This is a genomic window from Variovorax sp. KBS0712 (genome assembly GCF_006323185.2).
GTDB lineage: Bacteria > Pseudomonadota > Gammaproteobacteria > Burkholderiales > Burkholderiaceae_C > Variovorax > Variovorax boronicumulans.
The window spans coordinates 1684610-1705689 of sequence record NZ_VCCD02000002.1 but is presented as its reverse complement, the minus strand read 5'-3'; the positions used below and the strand labels follow the sequence as shown (position 1 = coordinate 1705689).

The window sequence follows — 21080 nt, the reverse complement described above, 5'->3', positions numbered from 1 at the left end:
CCGGCCCGATGACGCGCACCGTGGCCGATGCGGCGCTGATGATGGCTTCGGTCGCGCAGCCCGACGACCGCGACTATTCGGAACTGCCGCCGCCCGTGATCGACTGGAACGCCTTCGAGGTCGATCCGTCGTTCCTCAAGGGCAAGCGCGTGGCGCTGCACATGGACGCCGGCTGCGGCCTGCCGCTCGATCCGCAGATCGCGCAGGCCGTGCGCGATGCCGCCAGGCGCATCGAGGCCGCCGGCGCGCACGTCGAGGAAATCCCCGCCTTCATGACGCCGCAGATGCTGCAGGGCATGGACCACTTCTGGCGCATGCGCTCGTGCCTGGACATGCAGGCCATGAGCGCCGAGCAGCGCGCGAAGATCCTGCCGTACATCCGCGAGTGGGCCGAGAGCGCCGCCGGTTTCTCGGGTGCGCACGTCTTCGACGGCTACAGCCAGTTCGTCGCCACGCGCGCGGCCACGGTCGCCGCCACCAAGGCCTACGACTTCGTGATCTCGCCGGTGTCGCCCAACATGCCCGCGCCCGCGGACCATGCCTCGCCCACCAACGACCCGATGCGGCCGCTGGAACACATCGGCTTCACGGTGCCTTACAACATGTCGGAGCAGCCTGCTGCGTCGGTCAACTGCGGCTACTCGACCGAAGGCCTGCCCATCGGCCTGCAGGTGGCCGGCCGCCGCTTCGACGACCTGGGCGTGCTGCAGTTCAGCCGCGCCTTCGAACAGATTCGCGACGCCCAGAAGCCCTGGCCAGAGAAGGTGTGAACGAACCCGCCATGCCCGCTCATCCCGCCCAGACACACCCCCTCTGCGTTGCAAATGCTCGCCATAGCCCGGCTATGGCTGCGCTTTGCGCCTTGAGGGGGCGCGCCTGGGCAGGCTGCTCGGCCACGCCGGATTCATTCACACCTTCTGAGCGCGGCGCGGCGCTAGAGTCCGGGGCTGGATGAACTCGAACCCCGGACACACCGTGCCTCTTTCTTCTTCGCTGTCGACCCCCGCGCGTCGGCTCTTCCTGGCGCTGGCCTGCGCCGCCTTCGGCCTGCTGCAGGTGGGCTGCGCCAGCACCCCCGAGGGCGACCCCGTCCACGGCAAGGACCGCGTGCTGAGCTTCGTGGCGGCCAAGGACGGCCGCAAGGTCGCCATCGCCGGCGAGAACTACCACTACGTGTTCGACGGCGACCCGTCCGTGGCCGCGCTGCTGCGCTGGGACGGCCGCACCAAAGTCACGCCCGCGCTCATCGGCGAACTGAAGGTGGCGCGCAACCAGAGCTTCGAAGGCCAGTACGTGCTGATGGCCTTCGACGCCGACCTGACCCCCGAAGACCGCAACTTCCTCGTCCAGACCGGCTTCGCGAAGGCCGAGGTGAAGTACGGCGACCGCACCGGGCCGGTGCTGCGCTACTTCGGCACGGTCTACGGCAAGCGCTACGCGGCGGTGGCGCTGAAGTCGGCCGACACGGTCGATTTCTCGCGGCGCCAGTACCTGAAGTACGTCGAGCAGGAAACGCTCAGCGGCCCCTTCACCCAGGCCGCGCGTTCGCCGCTGGCGTACGGCGCCGACGGCGCGATGCTGCTGGGCGGTGTGCCGGTGCGCATGGTGGACGGCGGCACTGACCACGGCTGCAGCCTGCGCCTGATGCTGGACATCTGCTTCTTCAAGTAGGCCCGCCGGGCGCCGCTGACCGGGCCGCGACAGCGCGCGGGCCCGGCCTTTGCTATCGTCGTGGATTGCTTTTCTGCGCCGAATCCCTTCCCCCGATGACCCCCGAACCCGTCCTTGCCGCCCGCCTCGTTGCCGACCTCGTCGCCCTCATGCAGCTCGAACCGCTGGGCGGCGACCGCTTCCTGGCCCAGAGCGAGGACATCGGCACGCCCGCCGTCTTCGGCGGCCAGGTGCTCGGCCAGTCGCTCATGGCCGCCAGCCTCACGGTGGGCGCCGAGCGCCCGGTGCATTCGATGCACGCCTACTTCCTGCTGCCCGGCGAGCACGCGCCCATCGAGTACAGCGTCGACCGCGTGCGCGACGGCCGCAGCTTCACCACGCGCCATGTGGTGGCGCGCCAGCAGGACCGCATCATTTTCGAGATGTCGGCCTCGTTCCAGACCGTGGACGAGGGCGTCGAGCACCAGTTCCCCATGCCTGCGGTCGAAGGCCCCGAGGGCCTGACCAGCGAACTCGACCAGCGCATCGCGCTCGGCGACCGCCTGCCCGAGCCCTGGCGCTCCAAGGCCATCCAGCCGCACGGCATCGAGTACCGGCGCGTCGACCCCGAAGACCTGCTGCGGCCCGAGGTGCGCCCCACCGAGAACCAGAGCGCCATCTGGATGCGCGCCATCGCGCCGCTGCCTGACGACCTGACGGTGCACCGCGCGCTGCTGGCCTATGCCTCCGACCACGGCCTGCTGCGCGCCGCGATGCTGCCGCACGGCCTGAGCTTCATGAGCGGCCAGGTGCGCCCCGCCAGCCTGGACCACGCGATGTGGTTCCACCGCGATTTCCGCTTCGACGACTGGCTGCTCTACGTGGTCGACTCGCCCAGCGCGGGCGGCGCGCGCGGCCTGTGCCGCGGCAGCCTCTACACGCGCGACGGCCGCCTCGTGGCTTCGGCGGCGCAAGAGGGCATGCTGCGCATCCGCAAGCCGGGATCGCCGCGCACGCCGATCACGGGCTGAACGGCCTGCCTCCTTTTTCAACACCTACTCGATCACTCCGGCCATGAAGATCTTCTTCTCTCCCGCGTCTCCCTTCGTGCGCAAGTGCATGGTCGTGGCCCACGAGCTGGGCGTGGCCGACCGCATCGAGAAGCTGCCCAGCGCGGCCGGCCCGGTGAAGCGCGACGCCCGCATCCTGCCGACCAACCCGCTGGGCCAGGTGCCGACCTTTCTCACCGACGACGGCCAGGCGCTGTTCGACAGCCGCGTGATCTGCGAGTACCTCGACACCGTGCACACTGGCGGCCTGTTCCCGGCCACCGGGCCTGCGCGCTGGGCGCGCCTGACCGAGCTGTCATTGGCCGACGGCATGACCGGCGCCGCGCTGCTCGCGCGCTACGAGACCATGCTGCGGCCCGAGGCGCTGCGCTGGAGCGACTGGACCGACGGCCAGCTCGACAAGGTGCGCACCGGCCTCGAATGGCTGGAAGCGGCGGCGCCGTCGTTCGGCGATCGCGTCGACATCGGCACCATCGCCTTCGGCTGCGCGCTGGGCTACATGGACTTCCGCTTTCCCTCGGTGGACTGGCGCGCCCAGGCGCCGAACAGCGCGAAGTGGTTCGCCGTGTTCAACCACCGGCCGTCGATGCAGGCCACGTTGCCGACGGCCTGAGCGATGACGTTCGACGATCTCTCGCGCCGCACCGGCATCGAAATTCCCCCGCTGCTGCAACAGCTCCTCGCCAGCGGGCCGCCTGATCTGGTCGGCTTCCCCGACTTCGAGTGGCTGGACGCCGAGCAGGCGGCCAACGACCTCGACGAGTGGCTCGACGCCAAGTGGCAGGACGGCCGTCGCTTCCTGCCCTTTGCGCAATCGGGCGCGGGCGACGCCTACTGCCTCGTGCCGCTGGATGGCGGCGCCGTGGGCGTGGCCTTCGTGTGGCACGACGACGAGGAAAGCAGCGTCGGCCACGGCTCGTTCGCCGATTTCGTCTGCGCGAAATTCCTGGAAGCCTTCGTCGACCTGAGCTACCTCAGCGACTGGGACCTGTCCGAGCCCGAGATGGCCGAGCGCATCGCGGCCGACGTGGCCACCGTCACGGCTTTCATGGACGACACGGAAACCGCCGCCTACCTGCAGGCGCTGAGCCGGCAGCCGCTGGTGTCGCGGCCCTTCAAGACGGGCCCGCGCGCCAGGCCCGAGCAGGTGCCCTCGCTGATGCCGCAGGCCGAGTTCGAGGAAGACCTGAAGCGCTTCACCCTGCAGGACAGCGCGCCTTTCCCCGTGAAAGCGCGCTGGGACATCGAGGGGTAGGCTACGGGGTTTCATCCGAAGGAGGAACCCACCATGTCAGATCAGAAAGTAGCCATCGTCACCGCCGGCGGCAGCGGCATGGGCGCCGCGGCGGCGCGCAAGCTCGCGGACGACGGCTTTCGCGTCGCCATCCTGTCCTCGTCGGGCAAGGGCGAGGCGCTGGCGCAGGAACTCGGCGGCCTCGGCGTCACCGGCTCCAACCAGTCGAACGACGACATCCAGCGCCTCGTGGACAAGGTCATCGCCGAATGGGGCCGCATCGACGTGCTCGTGAACAGCGCCGGCCACGGCCCGCGCGCGCCGATCCTGGAGATCAGCGACGACGACTGGCACCGCGGCATGGACGTCTACTTCCTGAGCGCCGTGCGCCCCGCGCGCCTCGTGGCGCCGCACATGGTGAAGCAGGGCGGCGGCGCGATCATCAACATCTCGACCTTTGCCGCCTTCGAGCCCGACCCGGTGTTCCCGACCTCGGGCGTGTTCCGCGCCGGCCTCGCGGCCTTCACCAAGCTCTTCGCCGACCAGTACGCGAAGCACAACGTGCGCATGAACAACGTGCTGCCCGGCTTCATCGACAGCCTGCCCGAGAAGGACGTGTTCCGCGAACGCATCCCGATGGGCCGCTACGGCCGCAGCGCCGAGATCGCCGCCACCATCGGCTTCCTGGCCTCCGAGGGCGCGGGCTACATCACCGGGCAGAACCTGCGCGTGGACGGCGGCATCACGCGCTCGGTCTGAACCCGGCAGAGGCGCCCATGACCGCCCCCACCCCGGTGCACGAGCACATGGACCGCACCCTTGCGTCCTACGAAGCGTCCGCGCGCGACTACAACGCGATCGTGGCGGGCCACCGGCCGCCCGAGATCGAGGAGGCGGTGCGCCGCATGATGCAGCGCGTGCCCGCCGGCGGCAGCGTGCTCGAGATCGGTTCCGGGTCGGGGCAGGACGCCGACTTCGTCGAATCCCTGGGCGGGGTCGTGAGGCGCACCGATGCGGTCCAGGCGTTTCTCGATCTGCAGGCCGAGCGCGGCAAGAAGGGCGAGCTGCTCAACGTCGTCACGGATGCGCTGGGCGGGCCTTACGACGCGATCCTCGCGATGTGCGTGCTGATCCATGTCGATCGCGCGCAGATCGCATCGGTGCTGCGCAAGGTGTTCGACGCGCTCGCGCCCGGCGGGGTTTTCCTCGCGGCCATGCGCATCGGCGAAGGCGAGACCCTCGGCGACTACCAGACCGTGTATTGGTCGAAAGACGCGTTCGCCGAAGCGCTGGCGGCGGCGGGCCTTCACCTGCAATGGGACAGCCAGTGGATCGGCCGCGACGACGTGACGTGGGCCAACTTCCTGGCGTGCCGTCCGCGCTAGCAGCGAGCGGACGAACGCCGGCTCACACGCCCAGGTAGCGCGTCCACAGCGACCGGTCGGCGTCGAGCGCGGCCGAGTCGCCCTGCCACACCACGCGTCCGCGTTCGAGGATCACGTGGCGGTCGGCCAGCGGCAGCAGGCGCTGCACGTACTTGTCGACCACCAGGATCGCCTCGCCCTCCGACTTCAGCGTGGCGATGCAGTGCCAGATCTCCTCGCGGATCACCGGGGCCAGGCCTTCGGTGGCTTCGTCGAGGATCAGCAGGCGCGGGTGTGTCGACAGTGCGCGCGCAATGGCCAGCATCTGCTGCTCGCCGCCCGAGAGCTGGTTGCCCGCGTTGGCCTTGCGTTCCGACAGGCGCGGAAAGAGCTTGTACAGCGCCTCCACGGTCCAACGCGGCGCGCTGCCGGGCCGGGGCCGTGCGAAGGCGCGCAGGTGCTCGTCCACGCTGAGGTTGGGGAACACGTGGCGCCCCTCGGGCACGATGGCCATGCCGCGTCGCGCGATGGCGTCGGGCCGGTGGCCGCCGATGGCCGCGCCGCAGAACTGCACGCCGCCGCGCATCGGCGCGATCGTGCCGGTCAGCACCTTCAGCAGCGTGCTCTTGCCCATGCCGTTGCGGCCCAGCAGCGCCATCACTTCGCCCGCACCGACGCGCACGTCGACGCCGAACAGCACCTGGCTGGCGCCGTAGCCGGCTTCGATGGCGGTGGCCTCGAGCAGGGTGGATTTTGTGGTCGTGGTGCTCATGCGTGTCCTTCCGCTTCGGTGCCGAGGTACACGGCTTGCACATCGGGGTGGCCCCGAACTTCGTCGGCCGTGCCGCTCATCAGCACCTTGCCCTGCACCAGCACCGTGAGCCGGTTGGCGAGGCGGAACACGGCGTCCATGTCGTGCTCGATGAGCAGGATGGCCATCGATTCGCGCAGCGATTCGATGAGATCGACCATGCGCGCCGATTCGTCGGGGCCCATGCCGGCCATCGGCTCGTCGAGCAGCAGCAGCTTGGGTTCGGCGGCCAGCGCCAGTGCCACGTCGAGCGCGCGCTGCGCGCCGTGCGGCAGCGTGCCCGCGATGCGGTGGCGCTCGCTGCCCAGGCCCACGCGGTCGGCCAGCGCGTGGGCGCGGTCGACCAGGTCGCGTTCGTTCGCACGCGGTGCCAGGAAACGCAGGCTGCTCCCTGCATGGGCCTGCGCCGCGAGCATCAGGTTGTCGTGCACCGTTTCCTTCGCGAACACGCGCGTCACCTGGAAGCAGCGCGACATGCCGGCGGCCACGCGCTGGTGGTCCTTGTAGGCCGTGATGTCCTGCCCGTCGAGCATCAGCCGGCCCGCGTCGGCCTCCAGCAGGCCGGTGATGAGGTTCACCAGCGTGGTCTTGCCCGCGCCGTTGGGACCGATGAGCGCATGCACCTCGCCGCGCTCCACCGTGAGGCTCACATGGTCGGTCGCCAGCAGGCCGCCGAAGCGCTTGACCAACCCTTCGATTCTGAACAGGCTCATGGCTTGGCGCTCCCTGCGGCAGTTGCAGCGGAAGCCGCTGCTGCTGCGACCGTGCGGCGTTTCGTCGACAGTGCGGCCAGGCCGCGCGGGGTCCAAAGGGCGACGGCGATCAGCAGCAGGCCCAGCGGCATGTGCCAGTGCTCGGTGTGCTGCTTGAGCGCTTCCTCCAGCACCAGCCAGACCACGGCGCCGACCGGCCCGCCCCAGCTGCGGCCCAGGCCGCCGATGACGACCATCACCACCAGCGTGGCCGACTGCGTCCAGTGCATCGTGGCCGGGCTCACGAAGCCATTGCCGCCGGCCAGCAGCGCGCCGGCCAGCCCGGCGATCGCGCCCGCGATGGCAAAGGCCACGAGCTGCAGCCGGAACACCGGGTAGCCCAGCGCGCGCATGCGCGTCTCGTTGTCGCGGATGCCCATCAGCGCATGGCCGAAGCGCGCCTGCGTGGCGCGGTGCAGCCACCACAGCGCGAGCGCGACCACCACGAGCACCACCCAATAGAAGGTCGACTCGTTGCCGAGGTCGAGGCCCGGCAGCAGCGTGGGACGCGACATCAGCGTGTAGCCGTCGTCGCCGCCGTACTTGCGCAGTGACACGACGACGAAGTACAGCATCTGCGCGAAGGCCAGCGTGGTCATGATGAAGTACACGCCGCGCGTGCGCAGCGCCACCGTGCCGATCAGCGCGGCGACAAGGCCGGCCACCAGCGCGGCCAGCGGCCACAGGATCCAGGCCGACATCACGCCGGCGTCGCTGAGCGCCACCACCGTGTAGGCGCCCATGCCGATGAAGCCCGCGTGCCCGAGCGCCACCATGCCGCCGAAGCCGAGGATGAAGTTCAGGCTCGCGGCGGCCAGCGCGACGACGAGCACGCGCCGCACGAAGCCGATGTAGAAGTCGAGCCCGAACAGCGGCGCGACCAGCGGAAAGGCCGCGAGCGCCACGAGGAGCAGCCCGAGGCCGAAGGTGCGTGACGAGGGTTTCATGCGCGGGCGGAGAAAAGGCCCGAGGGCCGGAAGATCAGGACGACGACCATGAGCGCGTACATCGCCACCTCGGCGAACAGCGGCCCCAGGTCGGCCGCCGTGGCGGGCGGCAGCGTGGCGCGCAGCAGCATCGGCACGAAGGCGCGGCCGATGGTGTCGACCACGCCGACCAGCAGCGCGGCCACGAAGGCGCCGCGCACCGAGCCGATGCCGCCGATCACCAGCACCACCAGCGCCGGGATCAGGATGGCTTCGCCCATGCCCACCTGCACCGCGACGATCGGGCCCATGAGCGCGCCGGCCAGTGCGGCCAGCGCCGCGCCGAGCAGGAACACGCCGTTGAAGATGCGGCCCACGCGCACGCCCATCAGCTCGGCCATCGGCCGGTCGGACGCGCCTGCGCGCACCCGCATGCCGATGCGCGTGTGGTTCACCAGCACGTACAGCGCCAGCGCCATCAGCACGCCACCCGCGAGGATCACGAGTCGGTACGAGGGGTAGGGCAGGCCGTCCATCAGCTCGACCGGGCCCGAGAGCGCGGCCGGCGTGGGGGCCATCACGGGCGAGGGGCCCCAGATCATCTTGACGATGTCGTCGGCCACCAGGATCACGCCGAAGGTGGCGAGCACCTGCGCCAGGTGGTCGCGCTTGTAGAGGCGGCGCATCAGCAGCACCTCGATGAGCAGCGCCACGACCACGGTGACGAGCACCGCCACCACGATGGCGGCGGCGAACGAGCCGGTGCGCGTGTGCGCCTCGGCTGCCACATACGCGCCGGCCATGAACAGCGAGCCGTGCGCCAGGTTCAGCACGTCCATGATGCCGAACACCAGCGTGAGGCCCGCCGCCAGAAGAAAGAGCATCAGGCCGTAGCCGATGCCGTTGAGCAATTGCTCGAGGACGAGGATGCCGCTCATGGAAAGACGAGCCGCATCACTTCATTGCGCACTTGCTGGCGTAGCTGTCGCCGTAGCTTGTCAGCACGGTGTTGATCAGCTTGTTCGTCACCTTGCCTTGCGCGTCCTTGCCGATCACGCGCAGGTAGAAGTTCTCGATGGGGAAGTGGTTGTTCGCGTACTTGAAGGTGCCGCGCGTCGAGGCGTAGTTGGCCTTCTTCAGGGCGGCGACCACGGCGTCGCGGTTCTGCGCGTTGCCGCCCGATTGCTTCACGGCGGCGTCCATCGCGAGGATCGCGTCATAGGCCTGCGCGGCGTACACCGACGGGTAGCGGCCGTTGTATTCCTTGCGGAAGGCGGCCACGAAGGCCTTGTTGGCGGCGTTGTCCAGGTCGTGCGCCCAGTGCGAGGTGTTGAACAGGCCGAGCATCGGCTCGCCCACGGCGCCGATCACGTCCTCGTCGGCCGAGAAGCCGCTGGTGACCAGCGTGATGTCCTTCGACAAGCCTGCGCCCACGAACTGCTTGATGAAGTTGATGCCCATCGCGCCGGGCAGGAAGAAGTAGATCGAGTCGGGCTTGGCCGCGCGCAGCTGCGCGAGTTCGGCGGCGTAGTCGATCTGGCCCAGCTTGGTGTACAGCTCGTCGGCCACCTGGCCCTTGAACTGGCGCTTGAAGCCGCCCAGCGCATCCTTGCCGGCCGGGTAGTTGGGGGCGATGAGCACGATCTTCTTGAACGCGCGGTCCTGCGCGAACTTGCCGGCGGCCTCGTGGAACTGGTCGTTCTGGTAGGCGGTGCCGAAGAAGTAGGGGCTGCACTGCGCGCCGGCGAACTGGCTCGGGCCGGCGTTGGCCGAGAGGTAGGGCACCTTGGCGTTGAACAGCGTCGGGCCCACGGCCAGCGCCACGTTGGAGCCGATGGGGCCGCTGAAGATGTCGATCTTGTCGCGCTGGATCATGCGGTCGACCAGCTGCTTGGCCTGGTCGGGGCTGCCGGCCATGTCGGCCTGCACGAACTCCACGTCCTGCCCGCCGAGCTTGCCGTTCAGCTGCTTGATGCCGAGCGCGAAGCCGTCACGCGCCTCGGCGCCCAGGGCCGCGAAAGGCCCCGAGATGTCAAGGGCCAAACCTACCTTGACCGGCGCGGCCACGGCCGACACCGAGGCCCCGAGGGCGGCGCCGCACAGCAGCAGCGAGATCAGGGTGCGCGGCAGCGCGGGCGATTTCAGGAACGTGGGGCGCATCGGGTTCTCCGGCTAGGGAAGGGTTGAGACAACTGAACTGTTGATAGTTAAATACTTTAGCCGTAAACAATTCGGTGTCAACGGTACTAGCACGAATGGTGCCAGTGAACCGTGTCGCCTTCGCCGTGCCGGACCCTCGCGAAAGGTTACGCAAACGTCAACCGAACGGACTTGCAGTGGCGAACCAGAGGCCGATGCCGGTCGCGATGATGAAGGCGCCGTCGGTCACGCCTGCGACCAGGAAGAACTTGGTCTGCAGCGTGTCGACCAGCTCGGGCTGGCGCGTCGTGCCTTCGAGGAACTTCTGGCCCACCAGCGCGATGCCGATGCACGACCCCAGTGCGGCAATGCCGATCAGCAGGGCGACGGCGAGCGGGAGGATGTTGAAGCCGGTCATGGTTTTTTCTCCTGGTTGGTGAATCGATGGACCCACTGTTCCAGAACGGGTGCATCGAATCCATGACGCGGGAGGTCATGCGCCAGACGAAAAAAAGGCCGGCCGTCGAAACGGCCGGCCTGGGCTCAGGCGCGAAGCGGGGTGCTTACGGCAGCTGCGTCCAGTTCTGGTTGTTGCCGCCGTTGCAGGTCCAGGTGATCAGCGCCGTGTCCTGCGTGGTCGAGCCGTTCGGCACGTCCAGGCAGGAGCCCGAGGCGCGGTTGCGCACCGTGCCGCCCACCAGGCTCCACTGCGCCGTGTTGCCCGACGAGCAGGCCACCTGCACCACGGCCGCGTTCGTGGTCGCCGTGCCGTTCTGCGCCAGGCACAGCCCGCTGTGCTCGGCGATGAACTGCACGTAGCCGCCGGTGACGGGCGTCATCGTGAACTTCTCGTTGCCCGCGTTGCCGCACGGCCACTGCACCGCCGTCGCGCCGCTGGTGGTCGAGGCCCCCTTGATGTTCACGCACATCGTCGGGTTGAGGTCGGAGCGCAGCCGCGTGACCACCGCCGGGGCGGTGTCCTGCGAGCGCACGTACTCGCGCAGCGCCACCACATCGTTCGCCGGCAGGCTGGAGGCGTTGCCGTGGCCGCCCGCGAGCAGGTCCTGCAGCGTGGCCGCCTGGCCGTTGTGGAAGAACGCGGTGGTGTTCCAGGTGCCCGACAGGGTCGGCGTGTCGAAGCCCACGCCCGCCAGCGGCTGGTTGCTGCCCTTGCCCGACGAGGCCTGGATGGTGCCCACGTCGTGCCGCAGGCCGTCGCGGAAGGTGGCGCCCGTGTGGCAGGTGGCGCACTGGGCCGTGTTGAACACGGTCTGTCCGCGCACCGCGTCCACGCTCAGGCTGCCGTCCGCGGCGCGGGCCGGACTGCGCATGTACTTGTTGAGCGATCCCAGGTACACGGCCAGGTCGTCCAGCTGCGCGCTCTTGCCGGCCTTCGGAGCGCCCAGCGGGGCCTGCGTGGCGGCCCAGTCGGCGTTGCTCAGGAAGCCGGTGCCGCCGAACTCGTTGCGGATGTCGTTCTCGAAGTCCTGCACCTCGTCGAAGTTGGCCGTCCAGTGCAGCTTGCCGTGGCTGGTGCCGCGCCGCCCCTGCAGGCTGATGGTGCGGCGCAGGCCTTCGCCGCGCTGGGTGAAGTCCCACACCATGCCGTCGTCGCCGCCGTCCGCGTGGCAACTGGCGCAGGAGATGTAGTTGTCTTTGCTCATGCGCCGGTCGGCCGCGTTGTAGAACACCTGCTTGCCGCGCAGCGCCGCGGCCGCCATCGGCTCCTGCGCCACGGTGGCCACGTTCTGCAGGAAGATCGCCGCGTTGGTCTCGGCCGACAGCACCTTCGCCACGTCGTGCACCGACACCGAGCGCGCCAGGAAGTTGTTCACGAACAACCGCTTGCGCGCCGCATCGAGGTACAGGCCGTGCGGGGCGCTGCTGGCGTTGATCTCGCCGCGAATCGCGCGGGTGTAACTGTCGACGATGGCGACGCGGTTGCCTTCCATCTGCGCCACGAACAGGTAGTCGCCGGCGGGCGAATACAGCGCGGCGCGCGCGGGGGCGCGGTCGTCGAAGTCGATCTGCTCGGAGAACACCTCGGCGGCGCTTTGCAGGTTCACCTGCGACAGGATGGAGCGCACCGTCTGGTCGTGCGGCAGGTCCTTGCCGTCGCGGAAGCGCCCGCGCACGATGTTGTCCTTCTTCGAAGGCAGCACGGCGCGTGAGCCGTCGGGCGAGATCACCACCTGGCTCAGGTAGTTGGCCACGCCGCGCGCGCGGCTCTCGGTGTCGACGGTCGTGGTGTCCACCGGCAGCGGGATGGTCTGCAGCGCGGTCAGCGACTGCAGGTTGACCTTGTGCAGCTGGCCGCCCGTCATCTTCGACTTGAAGCGCGTGACGTAGGCCACCTGCGAGTCGGCGCTCACGGCGATGCCGCGCACGCCGCCCTCGAGCGCCAGCGCGCCGGTGGTGGCGCCGTTGCTCGGGTCGAAGCTCATGAGCACCGACTTGCTTTCCAGCGTGAGCAGGCCCTTGGCGCCGTTGGGCGTGAAGGCCACGCCGTAGGGGCCGCTGCCGTAGGCCAGCGGGATCGACACCGACTGCGAGCCGTCGGCGGCGTTGAGCGCCACCAGCTTGTCCTCGCCCTGCACCGCGACCCAGATGCGGCCGTCGGGGCCCACGGCCAGCGTCTTGGCTTCATCGCCGACGCGCACTTCCCACAGCTTGGCGAGGGTCTGCGCGTCGATGGCGGCCACCGTGCCGCTGTCGGGGTTCACCGAGTACACCCGGCTCGCATCGCCCGCGATGTTGGTCGTGTGCGTGGGCGCGGTCGCGGTGACCGGCGCGATGACGGTCACGTTGTAGGTGTAGTAGGTCTCGCGGCCGCTGCTGTCCTTCACCGTCAGGGTCACCGTGTAGTGGCCGGGGGTGGTGTAGGTGTAGCTGGCGTTGGGCTGGTTCGAGAACGCCGTCTGCGTGCCGTTGCCGAAGTTCCAGCGGAACTGCACGCCGCTGGCGCCGAGCGTCGCGGGGTTGAAGCTCAGCTGGCCGTTGACCAGCTTGGGCCCGCCGCCCAGGCCCGGGTCGCCGATGATGGCCTGGCCGCGCAGCGTGTCCACCTCGGCCTGGCCGAGCACGCGGCCGTACACGCGCACCTCGGCCAGCGTGCCCTTGAAGAGCGCGGTGTTGCCCTGGATCTGGCCCATGACCTGGAACTTGGTCGACAGGCCCTTGGTGCCGGTCGGCCCGGTCGAGGTGGTCTTCACGCCGTCGACGTACACCGCCTGCGCGCCCGAGGCCGCGTCGCGCGTGAGCACCACGTGGTGCCAGTTGCCGTCGTTCACGGCCGCGGTGGAGGCAGTGCCGCCGTCGTTGCCCACCGAGAGCTTGATGCGCCCGCCGGTGTCCAGCCAGCCCCAGAACACGTCGTCGGTGCCGCCCGACTGGTCGCGACCGAAGATGCCGGGCGCGGTCCACGAGTTGGCAGCGCCGGCCTGCGTGGTCTTCATGTAGAAGCTCAGCGAGGCCGTGCCGCCCAGCGCGCTGGCCACGGTGTCGTTCTTCAGCGGCACGCCGGCGGTGCGGTTCGCGAAGTTCAGGCCGATGCTCTCGAACGCGTCGCCGGTGGCGGGCGTGCCGTTGTTGGCGCCGATCTGGTCGCCCAGGTTGCCCGTCAGCGGCCAGTGGTGCATCAGGTTGATGTCGCTGGCGTTGCCGGTGTTGAAGGTGGAGCGGTAGTCGGCGCCGATGGCGTTGCCCGCATAGTCCTTCACGCCGTTGGCCGGCAGGAACACCTCATAGCTGGTGCCCGGCAGCAGCGGCTGCGCGGGATGGAAGTTGACGATGCCCAGCTGCACGCTGTAGGTGCCCGCCAGCGTGTTGCCGCCCACCGGACGCACGATGAAGGTGTTGCTGTTCACGCTCTCGGGCAGGATGTTGTCGGTCATGCCCAGGCCGATGCGCGAGCTGAGGGCCTGCTGCTTCGCACCGTTGGCGGGCGAGACCTGCTTCACTTCGGGCTTGGTGGTGTCGGGGTCCACCGCGTGCACGACGAAGCCGCTGCCCGAGCCGTGGTCGTTGCCCACGAAGACGAGGTTGCCGAACATCGCGACCTGGCCGTTGTCCGAGTGCGAGAAGTTCGGGTCGTCCTCGCGCAGGATGCTGCCGCGGCCCACCTCCACGTGGTTGAGTGGGTTGCTCACGTCGACCTTGTGGATGCGGGTCTGCGCGCCTTGAATGACGTAGTTGTCCTGCGTGGCGCAGTACAGCTGTTCGTCGATGACGAGCCGGTTGTCCTCGGCCACGAAGCGCGAGCGGTCGCTCAGGTCGTAGCTGTACATCTTGGCGCCGCTGCCGCGCGCGGAGGCGTGCACGCTCTTGCCGTCGAAGCAGGTCGCGTAATAGAACGGCGTGGCGCCGGCGATGGAATCGAGCACCTTGGGGTTGAGCGGGTCGGAGATGTCCAGGCTCGCGAAACCGCCGTTGCTTTCCATCGCGGTCAGCACCATGTGGTTGCCCATCGTGAAGATCGGGCCGAGCCGGAAGCCGCCGAGTTCGCCGGTGGGCACCGGGTTGGGCTTGCCGGCGCCGCGGTTGGCGACCACCGCGTTCGCGGGGTCCGTCGCGTCGACGATGAACATGCCCCGGCCGGCCGAGGCCACGTACAGGTAGGGCGCCTGCCACCACAGCTGCCAGGACACGTTCTCGTAGTCGCCCGAGTTGACGCCGGGCAGCGCCAGCTTCTTCACCTGCTTGATGTCGTTGATGTCGGTGAAGTCCCAGAACTCGACGCCGTTGATGCTGGGCAGCACGACGTAGGTCTTGCCGCCGATCTTCGCGGTGCCGAAGGAGTGCGTTTCGCGGAATTCCTTGGTGCGGCCGCCTGTCGCGTCATCGGGCTCGTAGATCTTCTTGACGAGCCTGATCTGGCGCGGGTTCGACACGTCGTACAGCAGGAAGCCGCCCGGGCCGAGGCCGCTGTCCGGCGCGAAGGAGGTGAGGAAGTAGCCGTTGACCATGATGCCGGCGTTCATGCCGTAGTCCTTGCGGCCCGGGTAGGTGGCGGGCACGTCGCGCGCCTCGTAGGCGTCGCTGTGCGCCGGGTCGAGCGGGTGCGCGGCGCTGGTGATCATCGACACCGGCTTGAACAGTTCCGCCGAGGTGTAGGTGAGGTTGCCCAGGCCCGGCCCCTGCAGCGGGAGCGGGTCGGCCACGACAGCGGCAGCCGCCGTGGCCATCTTGTTGAGGGTCGTCATCGGACTGACCCCGGTGATTGCCGCATGCGTCAGCAATGTGACGCACGGCACCAGGAACGCCATCAGGAAATACCGGATCTTCATCGTCGCCTCCAGGTTGTTTGAAGTTCGCAGGGAACCCTCTTGTCCTTGGTTCTCTCGAGTCACTCGGTCGCTTGCAGGGAAAGCGCACGCGCAGGCGCGCCCCCGGCGGACAACGCATGCGTTGTCCGCCGTCCACTTCTTCTTCTGTCTTGCTCTCCCGCTGGTTGGCGCCGGCGCCTTCCGGGTGGAAGACGTCAGCGCCTGGGCGCTGTTACTTCACGCCGCCCGATTCGTAGAGGTTCCAGGCCGCTTCGGCGCTGGCACCGTCGTGGATCATGGCCATCAGTGCGCTCACCACCGCCGAGGGGTTGGCGTGCTGGTAGACGTTGCGGCCGTACACCATGCCGACGGCACCCTGGTCCAGGAGCACGCGCGAGCGCGCGAACACCTGCTGCAGGTCTTCGCGCCCGCCGCCGCGCACGAGCACGGGGCAGCGCGCGGCCTGCACCACGCGGTGGAAGTCGGTGGCGTCGGTGGTGGGGTCGGCCTTGACGATGTCGGCGCCCATCTCGCGCGCCAGGCGCGTGAGCGTGACGATTTTTTCGGCGTCGCCGTCCACCATGTAGCGGCTGGTGGCCGTGGGCGCCTGCATCACGAGCGGCTCGATCATGAGCGGCATGCCGTAGCGGTCGCAGTCGGCGCGCACGCGGGCGATGTTCTGCACGCACTGGCGGAACAGGTCGGGCTCGTCGGGCAGCATGAACAGGTTGACGACCACGCAGGCCGCGTCCCGCTGCACGGCGGGCAGCACCGGGTCGTCCTGGTTCTGCAGCACGGCCCACATCACGCGGTGGTGCACGGCGTTGTAAGGGTTGCCCATGTCCAGGCGCATCACCAGCGCGGGGCGGTCGCGCCCGGGCCGGTCCTGCAGCAGGTCGGACTGCCCGTAGTTCAGCTGGATCGCGTCGGGCTTGGCAGCCACGAGCTTGTCGATCACGCCGGGCATGTCCTCCAGGCCGTCCAGGAAGGTGGGTTCGTTGCACACGCCGTGGTCCAGGGCGATGTCCAGGCAGCGGCCGTTGTGCAGCAGGCGGTTGAGCCGCGCGGTCTTGTCTTTCGACATGAAGGAAGAACTCCGTGTTGAGGAAAAAGGAAGGGAAGAAATGCGCGCGCTCAGGCGAGCGCGTCCAGGTGGCGCTTGGCTGCAGCGTCGATCAGCTGCAGGGCCTCGCCATCGAGCACGACCGCACCGGCGCCGGCGTTTTCAATGGCCTGCTGGCGCACGCGCGCACCGCACAGCGCCACCGAGACGGTGCCGCGGGCCACGGTCCAGGCGATCATCATCTGGCCGAAGGAGCAGCCCAGGTGCGTGCGCAGCGGCTCCAGCGTGTCGAAGAAGGCCTTCAGCTTGGCGCGGTTGGCTTCGCTGAAACGCGGGTTGGTGGCGCGCTGGTCGTCGCCCTTGAACTCGCGCGCGGGGTCGATGGGCCCGGCCAGCAGGCCCAGCGCCAGCGACGAGTAGCCCAGCACCGCCACGTTGTGCTCGGCGCACAGCGGCGCCAGCGTGGTCTCGATGCCGCGGTCGATGAGGCTGTAGAGCTCCTGCGCTGCATCGACCGGCCCGTGCTTCAGGTACTCCGAAAGAATCTCGGGCGTCGCGTTGCTCACGCCGATGGCGCGGATCTTTCCCTGCTTCTTGAGCGCCAGCAGCGCGTCCATGGTCTCGGCCACGGGCGTCGTGTGGTCCTGCCAGTGCGTGATGTACAGGTCGATGTAGTCGGTCTGCAGGCGCTTCAGGCTCTCTTCGCATTCATGGAAGATCGAGTCGCGACCGAGGTAGCGGTACACCGGGTGGCCGTCTTCCTCGAAGAAGTGCGTGCCCTGCTGCGTGTGCCACACCAGGCCGCACTTGGTGGCGATCACGGCCTCGTGGCGGCGGCCCTTGAGCGCGGTGCCGACGATGCTCTCGGAGCGGCCCAGGCCGTAGGCCGGTGCGGTGTCGATCAGGGTCACGCCCGCATCGAGCGAGGCCTGGATGGCGATCACGGCGGCTGCGTTGTCGCCGCCGCCCCACATCCATCCGCCCATGGCCCAGGTGCCCAGGCCGATGGCCGAGCTTTCGATGCCCGAGGGGCCCAGGGTGGTTTTCTTCATCTGCGTTGCGCTGCTCATCGCTTGGTCTTTCGGGTGTTCAGGATGTGGTCGATGGTCACGGCCGCGAGCAGGATCAAGCCCTTGATCACGTCCTGCCAGTAAGGCGACACGTCGAGCAGGATCAGCGAGCTGGTCACCACCGACAGCAGGGCCAGGCCGAGCACGGCGCCGAGCACGGTGCCCGAGCCGCCCTTGAGGCTGGCGCCGCCGATCACGGCCGCGGCAATCACGTTGAGTTCCATGCCCATGCCGAAGGTCGGCGTGGCAGCGCCGAAGCGCGCCGTGTAGATCACGCCGGCCAGGCCCGCCGAGGCGGAGCACAGCACCGTGACCCAGAACTTCACGCGGCCCACGCGGATGCCGGCGTACAGCGCGGCCTTCTCGTTGCTGCCGGTGTAGAACACGCGGCGCAGCAGGGTGGAGCGGCGCAGCACGAAGTCGCTCACGATCACGATGGCCAGGAAGATCAGGATCACGGCCGGCACGCCGAACAGCGTGCCCTGGCCGATGAACTTGAACTCGGCTGGCAGCGAGAACAGCGACTGCGGCGTGCCCTGCGTGAGCGCCAGGCACAGGCCGCGCACGATCACCATGAAGGCCAGCGAGGCGATGAAGTGGTTCAGCCCGATGCGCGTGACGCAGCCGCCGATCATGGCGCCGATGAGGCCGCTGGCGCCGATGGCCACCAGGCTCGCGAGCCACGGGTCCATGCCCATGAGAAAGAGCTTGCCGGTCACCACCATCGCGAAGCACACCACCGAGCCCACCGACAGGTCGATGCCGCCGACGATGAGCAGGATGGTCATGCCCACCACCACGATGCCTTCGATGGAGAAGGACAGCAGCATCGCGCGCACGTTGTCCCAGGTGAGGAAGTAGGGCGATGCGAAGCTCATCGCGACGCACAGCGCCACGATGATCAGCACCAGCCCGGCCTCGCGCATGCTCGTGAGCTTGTTGGCCTGCTTCACGGGGTCTCCTGTTCGGCGGGGTTGCAGGGAGCCGGCCGTGGCCGTGGCCGCGGCGCCTGCGTCGATTCTGGTCGGAAAGTTCATGCCATTGCCTCTTCGGGTTCGCAAAGTCCGGAGGCCAGCCGCAGCAGGGCTTCCTCCGTCATCTCGTCATGGGCCAGTTCGCCCGCCAATCGCCCTTCGCGGATCACCAGTGCGCGGTCGCACAGGCCGATGATCTCGGGCAGTTCGGAAGAGATCACCACCACGCCCACGCCCTGGTCGGCCAGGTCGCGCAGGATGTGGTGGATCTCGGATTTCGCGCCCACGTCCACGCCGCGCGTGGGCTCGTCCATCAGCAGCACCGCGGGCTGCGTGGCCAGCAGCTTGGCGATCGCCACCTTCTGCTGGTTGCCGCCCGACAGGCTCGACACCTCGATCGCCACGCCGTCCGACTTCAGGTTGAGCTTGGCGCCCAGCTGCACCGCGAGCCGGTGCTCGGTGGCGCGCTGCAGCAGGCCCAGGGCCGAGCTCACGCGGCGCAGCGCCATCGACGAGATGTTCTGTGCAATCGGCAGGTCGAGGAACACGCCGGCCGCCTTGCGGTCTTCGCTGAGGTAGGCGATGCCTTCGCGCAGCGCGTCGCTGTACTTGCGGATGGCGAGCGTCTTGCCGTTCAGGCGTACTTCGCCGCGTCGCGCGGGGCGCAGGCCGCACACGGTCTCGGCCAGCTCGCTGCGTCCGGCGCCCATGAGGCCGGCGATGCCGAGGATCTCGCCACGCTTCAGCGTGAAGGAGATGCCATGCACGCGGTCGTCGTCGGCAATGTTGTCGACTTCGAGCACGGGACCGGCGTTCGCATCGGTGGCGGCGCCGGATTGCTTGGGCGGGTAGTAGTTGCCCAGGTCGCGCCCGACCATGCGGCGCACCAGCTCGTCGGGCGTCATGCCTTCGAGCGGGCCGCTGTGCACGTTGCGCCCGTCGCGCAGCACGGTGGCGCGGTCGCAGTGCGTGAAGATCTCGGCCATGCGATGGCTGATGTAGATGATGCCGATGCCCTGCGCCTTGAGGTCGTGCAGCACGCGAAAGAGCGCGGCCGATTCGTTGTCGGTGAGGGCGGCGGTGGGCTCGTCGAGGATGAGCACCTTGCAGTCGAGCGTGAGCGCCTTGGCGATCTCCACCAGCTGCTGGCTCGAAATGCTCAGGTCGCGCACCAGCGCGGCCGGGTCGATGTCCTGGCCCAGGCGCGCCAGCACTTTTGCGGCGCGCGTGTTCAAGGCGGAGAAGTTCATCCACGCCTGCTTGCCGGCGTTGATTTCCGGCATGAAGATGTTCTCGGCCACGGTGGCGTCGGCGCACAGGGCGATTTCCTGGTGCACCAGGCCGATGCCCAGGCGCATGGCGTGGGCGGGGCCGTCGATGACGACCTTCTGGCCGCACAGCACGATCTCGCCTTCGTCGGGCTGGTGGATGCCGTCGATGATGTTCATCAGCGTCGACTTCCCCGCGCCGTTCTCGCCGCACAGGGCGTGGATCTCGCCGGCCTGCAGCGAGAAGTCCACGCCCGAGAGCGCGCGCGAAGCGCCGAAGCGCTTCGCGATGCCGCGCAGTTCAAGCAATGCGGCAGGGGTGCTCACTCGCCGATTCCCTTGGTGCCACGGCGGGCGAGGTACTTGTCCCAGTAGAAGTCGTCGGCGTTGGCCTTGCTGACCACGGCCAGGCCGTTGTCCAGGAAGGGCACCGACATCGGGTTCGTGCCGTTGCGCTTGGCGTCGTTCATCGGATCGATGAGGCCGGGGTTCTTGGCCAGGAACAGCATCATCATGCCCATGTAGCCCTGCATGCCCTGGTTCGGGTTGATGGCACCGAACACGTCGCCCGACTTGATCATGTCCAGGATCTTGGCGTTGACGTCGCAGCACATCACCTTGATGTTCTTCTTGGTCTCGACCTTGGCCTGCGCTGCGCCGAGCGCCGAGTTGGCCTCGGGCATGAACAGCGCGCCCAGGTTCGGGTTGGCCTGCGCCAGGCTCAGCACGGCCTGGTAGGCCTTGTTCGGGTCCTGGTTGCTGGCGGCGCGGCCGACCAGCTTCATGCCGGGGTGCTTGGCCTTCATGCGGTTGACGAAGGCGGCGATGCGGCGGTCGTGGTTGTCCTGGCCCGGGTTCTCGAGCACGGCGTACTCGCCCTTGCCGTTCAGCGAGGCGGCGATGGCGTCGGCGGCCTGGTTGCCTTCGCGGTCGTTGTCGGAGGTGATGAACGAGGTGCGCTTGGAGTTGGGCGAGTCGGCCGCGAAGGTCACGACCGGGATGCCCATCGCGGCGGCGCGGTTGATGGGTTCGATGAACGGATCGGGGTTCATCGGGTGCAGCAGGATGCCGGCGGGCTTGCGCGCCAGTTCCTGTTCGAACGAAGCGAGCTGCTTGTTCACGTCGTACTCCGGCGTGCCGGTGTAGCGGGTGCGAACGCCCAGCGTGCGGCCGAGCTGCTTCATCATTTCGTAGACCGGGAACCAGTACTCGACGCCCGAGACCATCACGTTCATCACGTAGACGTCGCTGGCATTGCCGCGCAGGCCGGCACCCGCCGCGGGGGCTGCGGCTTGCTGTTGCGCGAACGCGCTCGCACCGGCCAGGCCGATACCGGCGGCGGCCGCGGACTTCAGGAAATTACGCCTCATTCTTTGTCTCCTCACGTTGACTGGCAGAGCTTTCGGCCCGCCGTTGCGTGGCGGACCTGTGGACCGTGGTGTCACGACAGTTGTTATGACAGGCTAGAATGTAATGGCGGGCCGTTTCTCCCGAT

General features: G+C 68.6%; 19 protein-coding genes. 7 read left to right on the top strand and 12 right to left on the bottom strand.

Annotation, left to right across the window (positions count from 1 at the left end):
• The 7 genes from FFI97_RS24900 to FFI97_RS24870 all read left to right on the top strand — a co-directional run.
• A partial coding sequence (locus FFI97_RS24900; RefSeq protein ID WP_260685143.1) for an amidase family protein occupies positions 1 to 770 on the top strand: 770 nt, incomplete at its 5' end.
• A 205-nt stretch (positions 771 to 975) separates the two neighbouring features.
• The gene (locus tag FFI97_RS24895) at positions 976 to 1671 is read left to right on the top strand and encodes a hypothetical protein (RefSeq protein ID WP_235926906.1); all 696 of its coding nucleotides are present in this window, start codon (positions 976 to 978) and stop codon (positions 1669 to 1671) included.
• Positions 1672 to 1766: 95 nt separating this feature from the next.
• The gene (locus tag FFI97_RS24890) at positions 1767 to 2681 is read left to right on the top strand and encodes an acyl-CoA thioesterase (RefSeq protein WP_062476073.1); all 915 of its coding nucleotides are present in this window, start codon (positions 1767 to 1769) and stop codon (positions 2679 to 2681) included.
• Between the two features lie 43 nt (positions 2682 to 2724).
• On the top strand, positions 2725 to 3333 hold the full coding sequence (locus FFI97_RS24885; protein WP_139704262.1) for a glutathione S-transferase: 609 nt from the start codon (positions 2725 to 2727) through the stop codon (positions 3331 to 3333).
• A 3-nt stretch (positions 3334 to 3336) separates the two neighbouring features.
• Positions 3337 to 3975, top strand: coding sequence for an SMI1/KNR4 family protein (locus FFI97_RS24880; RefSeq protein ID WP_139704264.1), 639 nt, complete (start codon positions 3337 to 3339; stop codon positions 3973 to 3975).
• Between the two features lie 33 nt (positions 3976 to 4008).
• Positions 4009 to 4713 (top strand): SDR family oxidoreductase, encoded by a 705-nt coding sequence (locus tag FFI97_RS24875; protein WP_062476065.1) that lies wholly within the window; start codon positions 4009 to 4011, stop codon positions 4711 to 4713.
• Between the two features lie 17 nt (positions 4714 to 4730).
• On the top strand, positions 4731 to 5339 hold the full coding sequence (locus tag FFI97_RS24870) for a class I SAM-dependent methyltransferase (RefSeq protein WP_139704266.1): 609 nt from the start codon (positions 4731 to 4733) through the stop codon (positions 5337 to 5339).
• Between the two features lie 22 nt (positions 5340 to 5361).
• Here the strand turns inward: FFI97_RS24870 and FFI97_RS24865 are convergent, their stop codons facing one another.
• The 12 genes from FFI97_RS24865 to FFI97_RS24810 form a co-directional block, all read right to left on the bottom strand.
• Entirely contained in the window at positions 5362 to 6063 is a 702-nt protein-coding gene (locus FFI97_RS24865) for an ABC transporter ATP-binding protein (protein ID WP_409574649.1), read from the bottom strand.
• A 23-nt stretch (positions 6064 to 6086) separates the two neighbouring features.
• Positions 6087 to 6842, bottom strand: coding sequence for an ABC transporter ATP-binding protein (locus FFI97_RS24860; protein WP_062476055.1), 756 nt, complete (start codon positions 6840 to 6842; stop codon positions 6087 to 6089).
• A complete protein-coding gene (locus tag FFI97_RS24855; RefSeq protein ID WP_139704269.1) occupies positions 6839 to 7828 on the bottom strand; it encodes a branched-chain amino acid ABC transporter permease in 990 nt (329 codons plus the stop codon). The genes FFI97_RS24860 and FFI97_RS24855 overlap by 4 nt, the downstream gene beginning before the upstream one ends.
• Entirely contained in the window at positions 7825 to 8745 is a 921-nt protein-coding gene (locus FFI97_RS24850; protein ID WP_139704271.1) for a branched-chain amino acid ABC transporter permease, read from the bottom strand. Before FFI97_RS24850 ends, FFI97_RS24855 begins: the two co-directional genes overlap by 4 nt.
• A gap of 16 nt (positions 8746 to 8761) precedes the next feature.
• Entirely contained in the window at positions 8762 to 9967 is a 1206-nt protein-coding gene (locus FFI97_RS24845) for an ABC transporter substrate-binding protein (RefSeq protein ID WP_070063428.1), read from the bottom strand.
• A gap of 157 nt (positions 9968 to 10124) precedes the next feature.
• The gene (atpE, locus tag FFI97_RS24840; protein WP_062476044.1) at positions 10125 to 10364 is read right to left on the bottom strand and encodes a F0F1 ATP synthase subunit C; all 240 of its coding nucleotides are present in this window, start codon (positions 10362 to 10364) and stop codon (positions 10125 to 10127) included.
• A gap of 145 nt (positions 10365 to 10509) precedes the next feature.
• A complete protein-coding gene (locus tag FFI97_RS24835; RefSeq protein WP_139704273.1) occupies positions 10510 to 15231 on the bottom strand; it encodes an RICIN domain-containing protein in 4722 nt (1573 codons plus the stop codon).
• Between the two features lie 211 nt (positions 15232 to 15442).
• Positions 15443 to 16294, bottom strand: coding sequence for a class I fructose-bisphosphate aldolase (locus FFI97_RS24830; RefSeq protein WP_070063426.1), 852 nt, complete (start codon positions 16292 to 16294; stop codon positions 15443 to 15445).
• Between the two features lie 50 nt (positions 16295 to 16344).
• Entirely contained in the window at positions 16345 to 17343 is a 999-nt protein-coding gene (locus FFI97_RS24825; protein WP_139704275.1) for an aldo/keto reductase, read from the bottom strand.
• Positions 17340 to 18380, bottom strand: coding sequence for an ABC transporter permease (locus FFI97_RS24820; RefSeq protein WP_070063424.1), 1041 nt, complete (start codon positions 18378 to 18380; stop codon positions 17340 to 17342). The genes FFI97_RS24825 and FFI97_RS24820 overlap by 4 nt, the downstream gene beginning before the upstream one ends.
• A complete protein-coding gene (locus FFI97_RS24815) occupies positions 18377 to 19912 on the bottom strand; it encodes a sugar ABC transporter ATP-binding protein (protein WP_139704277.1) in 1536 nt (511 codons plus the stop codon). The genes FFI97_RS24820 and FFI97_RS24815 overlap by 4 nt, the downstream gene beginning before the upstream one ends.
• Positions 19909 to 20955: a substrate-binding domain-containing protein gene (locus FFI97_RS24810; RefSeq protein WP_056584185.1), complete on the bottom strand. Its 1047-nt coding sequence runs from the start codon at positions 20953 to 20955 to the stop codon at positions 19909 to 19911. The genes FFI97_RS24815 and FFI97_RS24810 overlap by 4 nt, the downstream gene beginning before the upstream one ends.
• Between the last annotated feature and the right edge of the window lie 125 nt (positions 20956 to 21080).

Coding starts and splice junctions, on each gene's coding strand:
- FFI97_RS24890 (WP_062476073.1), top strand. CDS start 1,767: ATGACCCCCGAACCCGTCCTTGCCGCCCGCCTCGTTGCCGACCTCGTC.
- FFI97_RS24885 (WP_139704262.1), top strand. CDS start 2,725: ATGAAGATCTTCTTCTCTCCCGCGTCTCCCTTCGTGCGCAAGTGCATG.
- FFI97_RS24880 (WP_139704264.1), top strand. CDS start 3,337: ATGACGTTCGACGATCTCTCGCGCCGCACCGGCATCGAAATTCCCCCG.
- FFI97_RS24875 (WP_062476065.1), top strand. CDS start 4,009: ATGTCAGATCAGAAAGTAGCCATCGTCACCGCCGGCGGCAGCGGCATG.
- FFI97_RS24870 (WP_139704266.1), top strand. CDS start 4,731: ATGACCGCCCCCACCCCGGTGCACGAGCACATGGACCGCACCCTTGCG.
- FFI97_RS24860 (WP_062476055.1), bottom strand. CDS start 6,842: ATGAGCCTGTTCAGAATCGAAGGGTTGGTCAAGCGCTTCGGCGGCCTG.
- FFI97_RS24855 (WP_139704269.1), bottom strand. CDS start 7,828: ATGAAACCCTCGTCACGCACCTTCGGCCTCGGGCTGCTCCTCGTGGCG.
- FFI97_RS24850 (WP_139704271.1), bottom strand. CDS start 8,745: ATGAGCGGCATCCTCGTCCTCGAGCAATTGCTCAACGGCATCGGCTAC.
- FFI97_RS24845 (WP_070063428.1), bottom strand. CDS start 9,967: ATGCGCCCCACGTTCCTGAAATCGCCCGCGCTGCCGCGCACCCTGATC.
- atpE (WP_062476044.1), bottom strand. CDS start 10,364: ATGACCGGCTTCAACATCCTCCCGCTCGCCGTCGCCCTGCTGATCGGC.
- FFI97_RS24835 (WP_139704273.1), bottom strand. CDS start 15,231: ATGAAGATCCGGTATTTCCTGATGGCGTTCCTGGTGCCGTGCGTCACA.
- FFI97_RS24830 (WP_070063426.1), bottom strand. CDS start 16,294: ATGTCGAAAGACAAGACCGCGCGGCTCAACCGCCTGCTGCACAACGGC.
- FFI97_RS24825 (WP_139704275.1), bottom strand. CDS start 17,343: ATGAGCAGCGCAACGCAGATGAAGAAAACCACCCTGGGCCCCTCGGGC.
- FFI97_RS24820 (WP_070063424.1), bottom strand. CDS start 18,380: ATGAACTTTCCGACCAGAATCGACGCAGGCGCCGCGGCCACGGCCACG.
- FFI97_RS24810 (WP_056584185.1), bottom strand. CDS start 20,955: ATGAGGCGTAATTTCCTGAAGTCCGCGGCCGCCGCCGGTATCGGCCTG.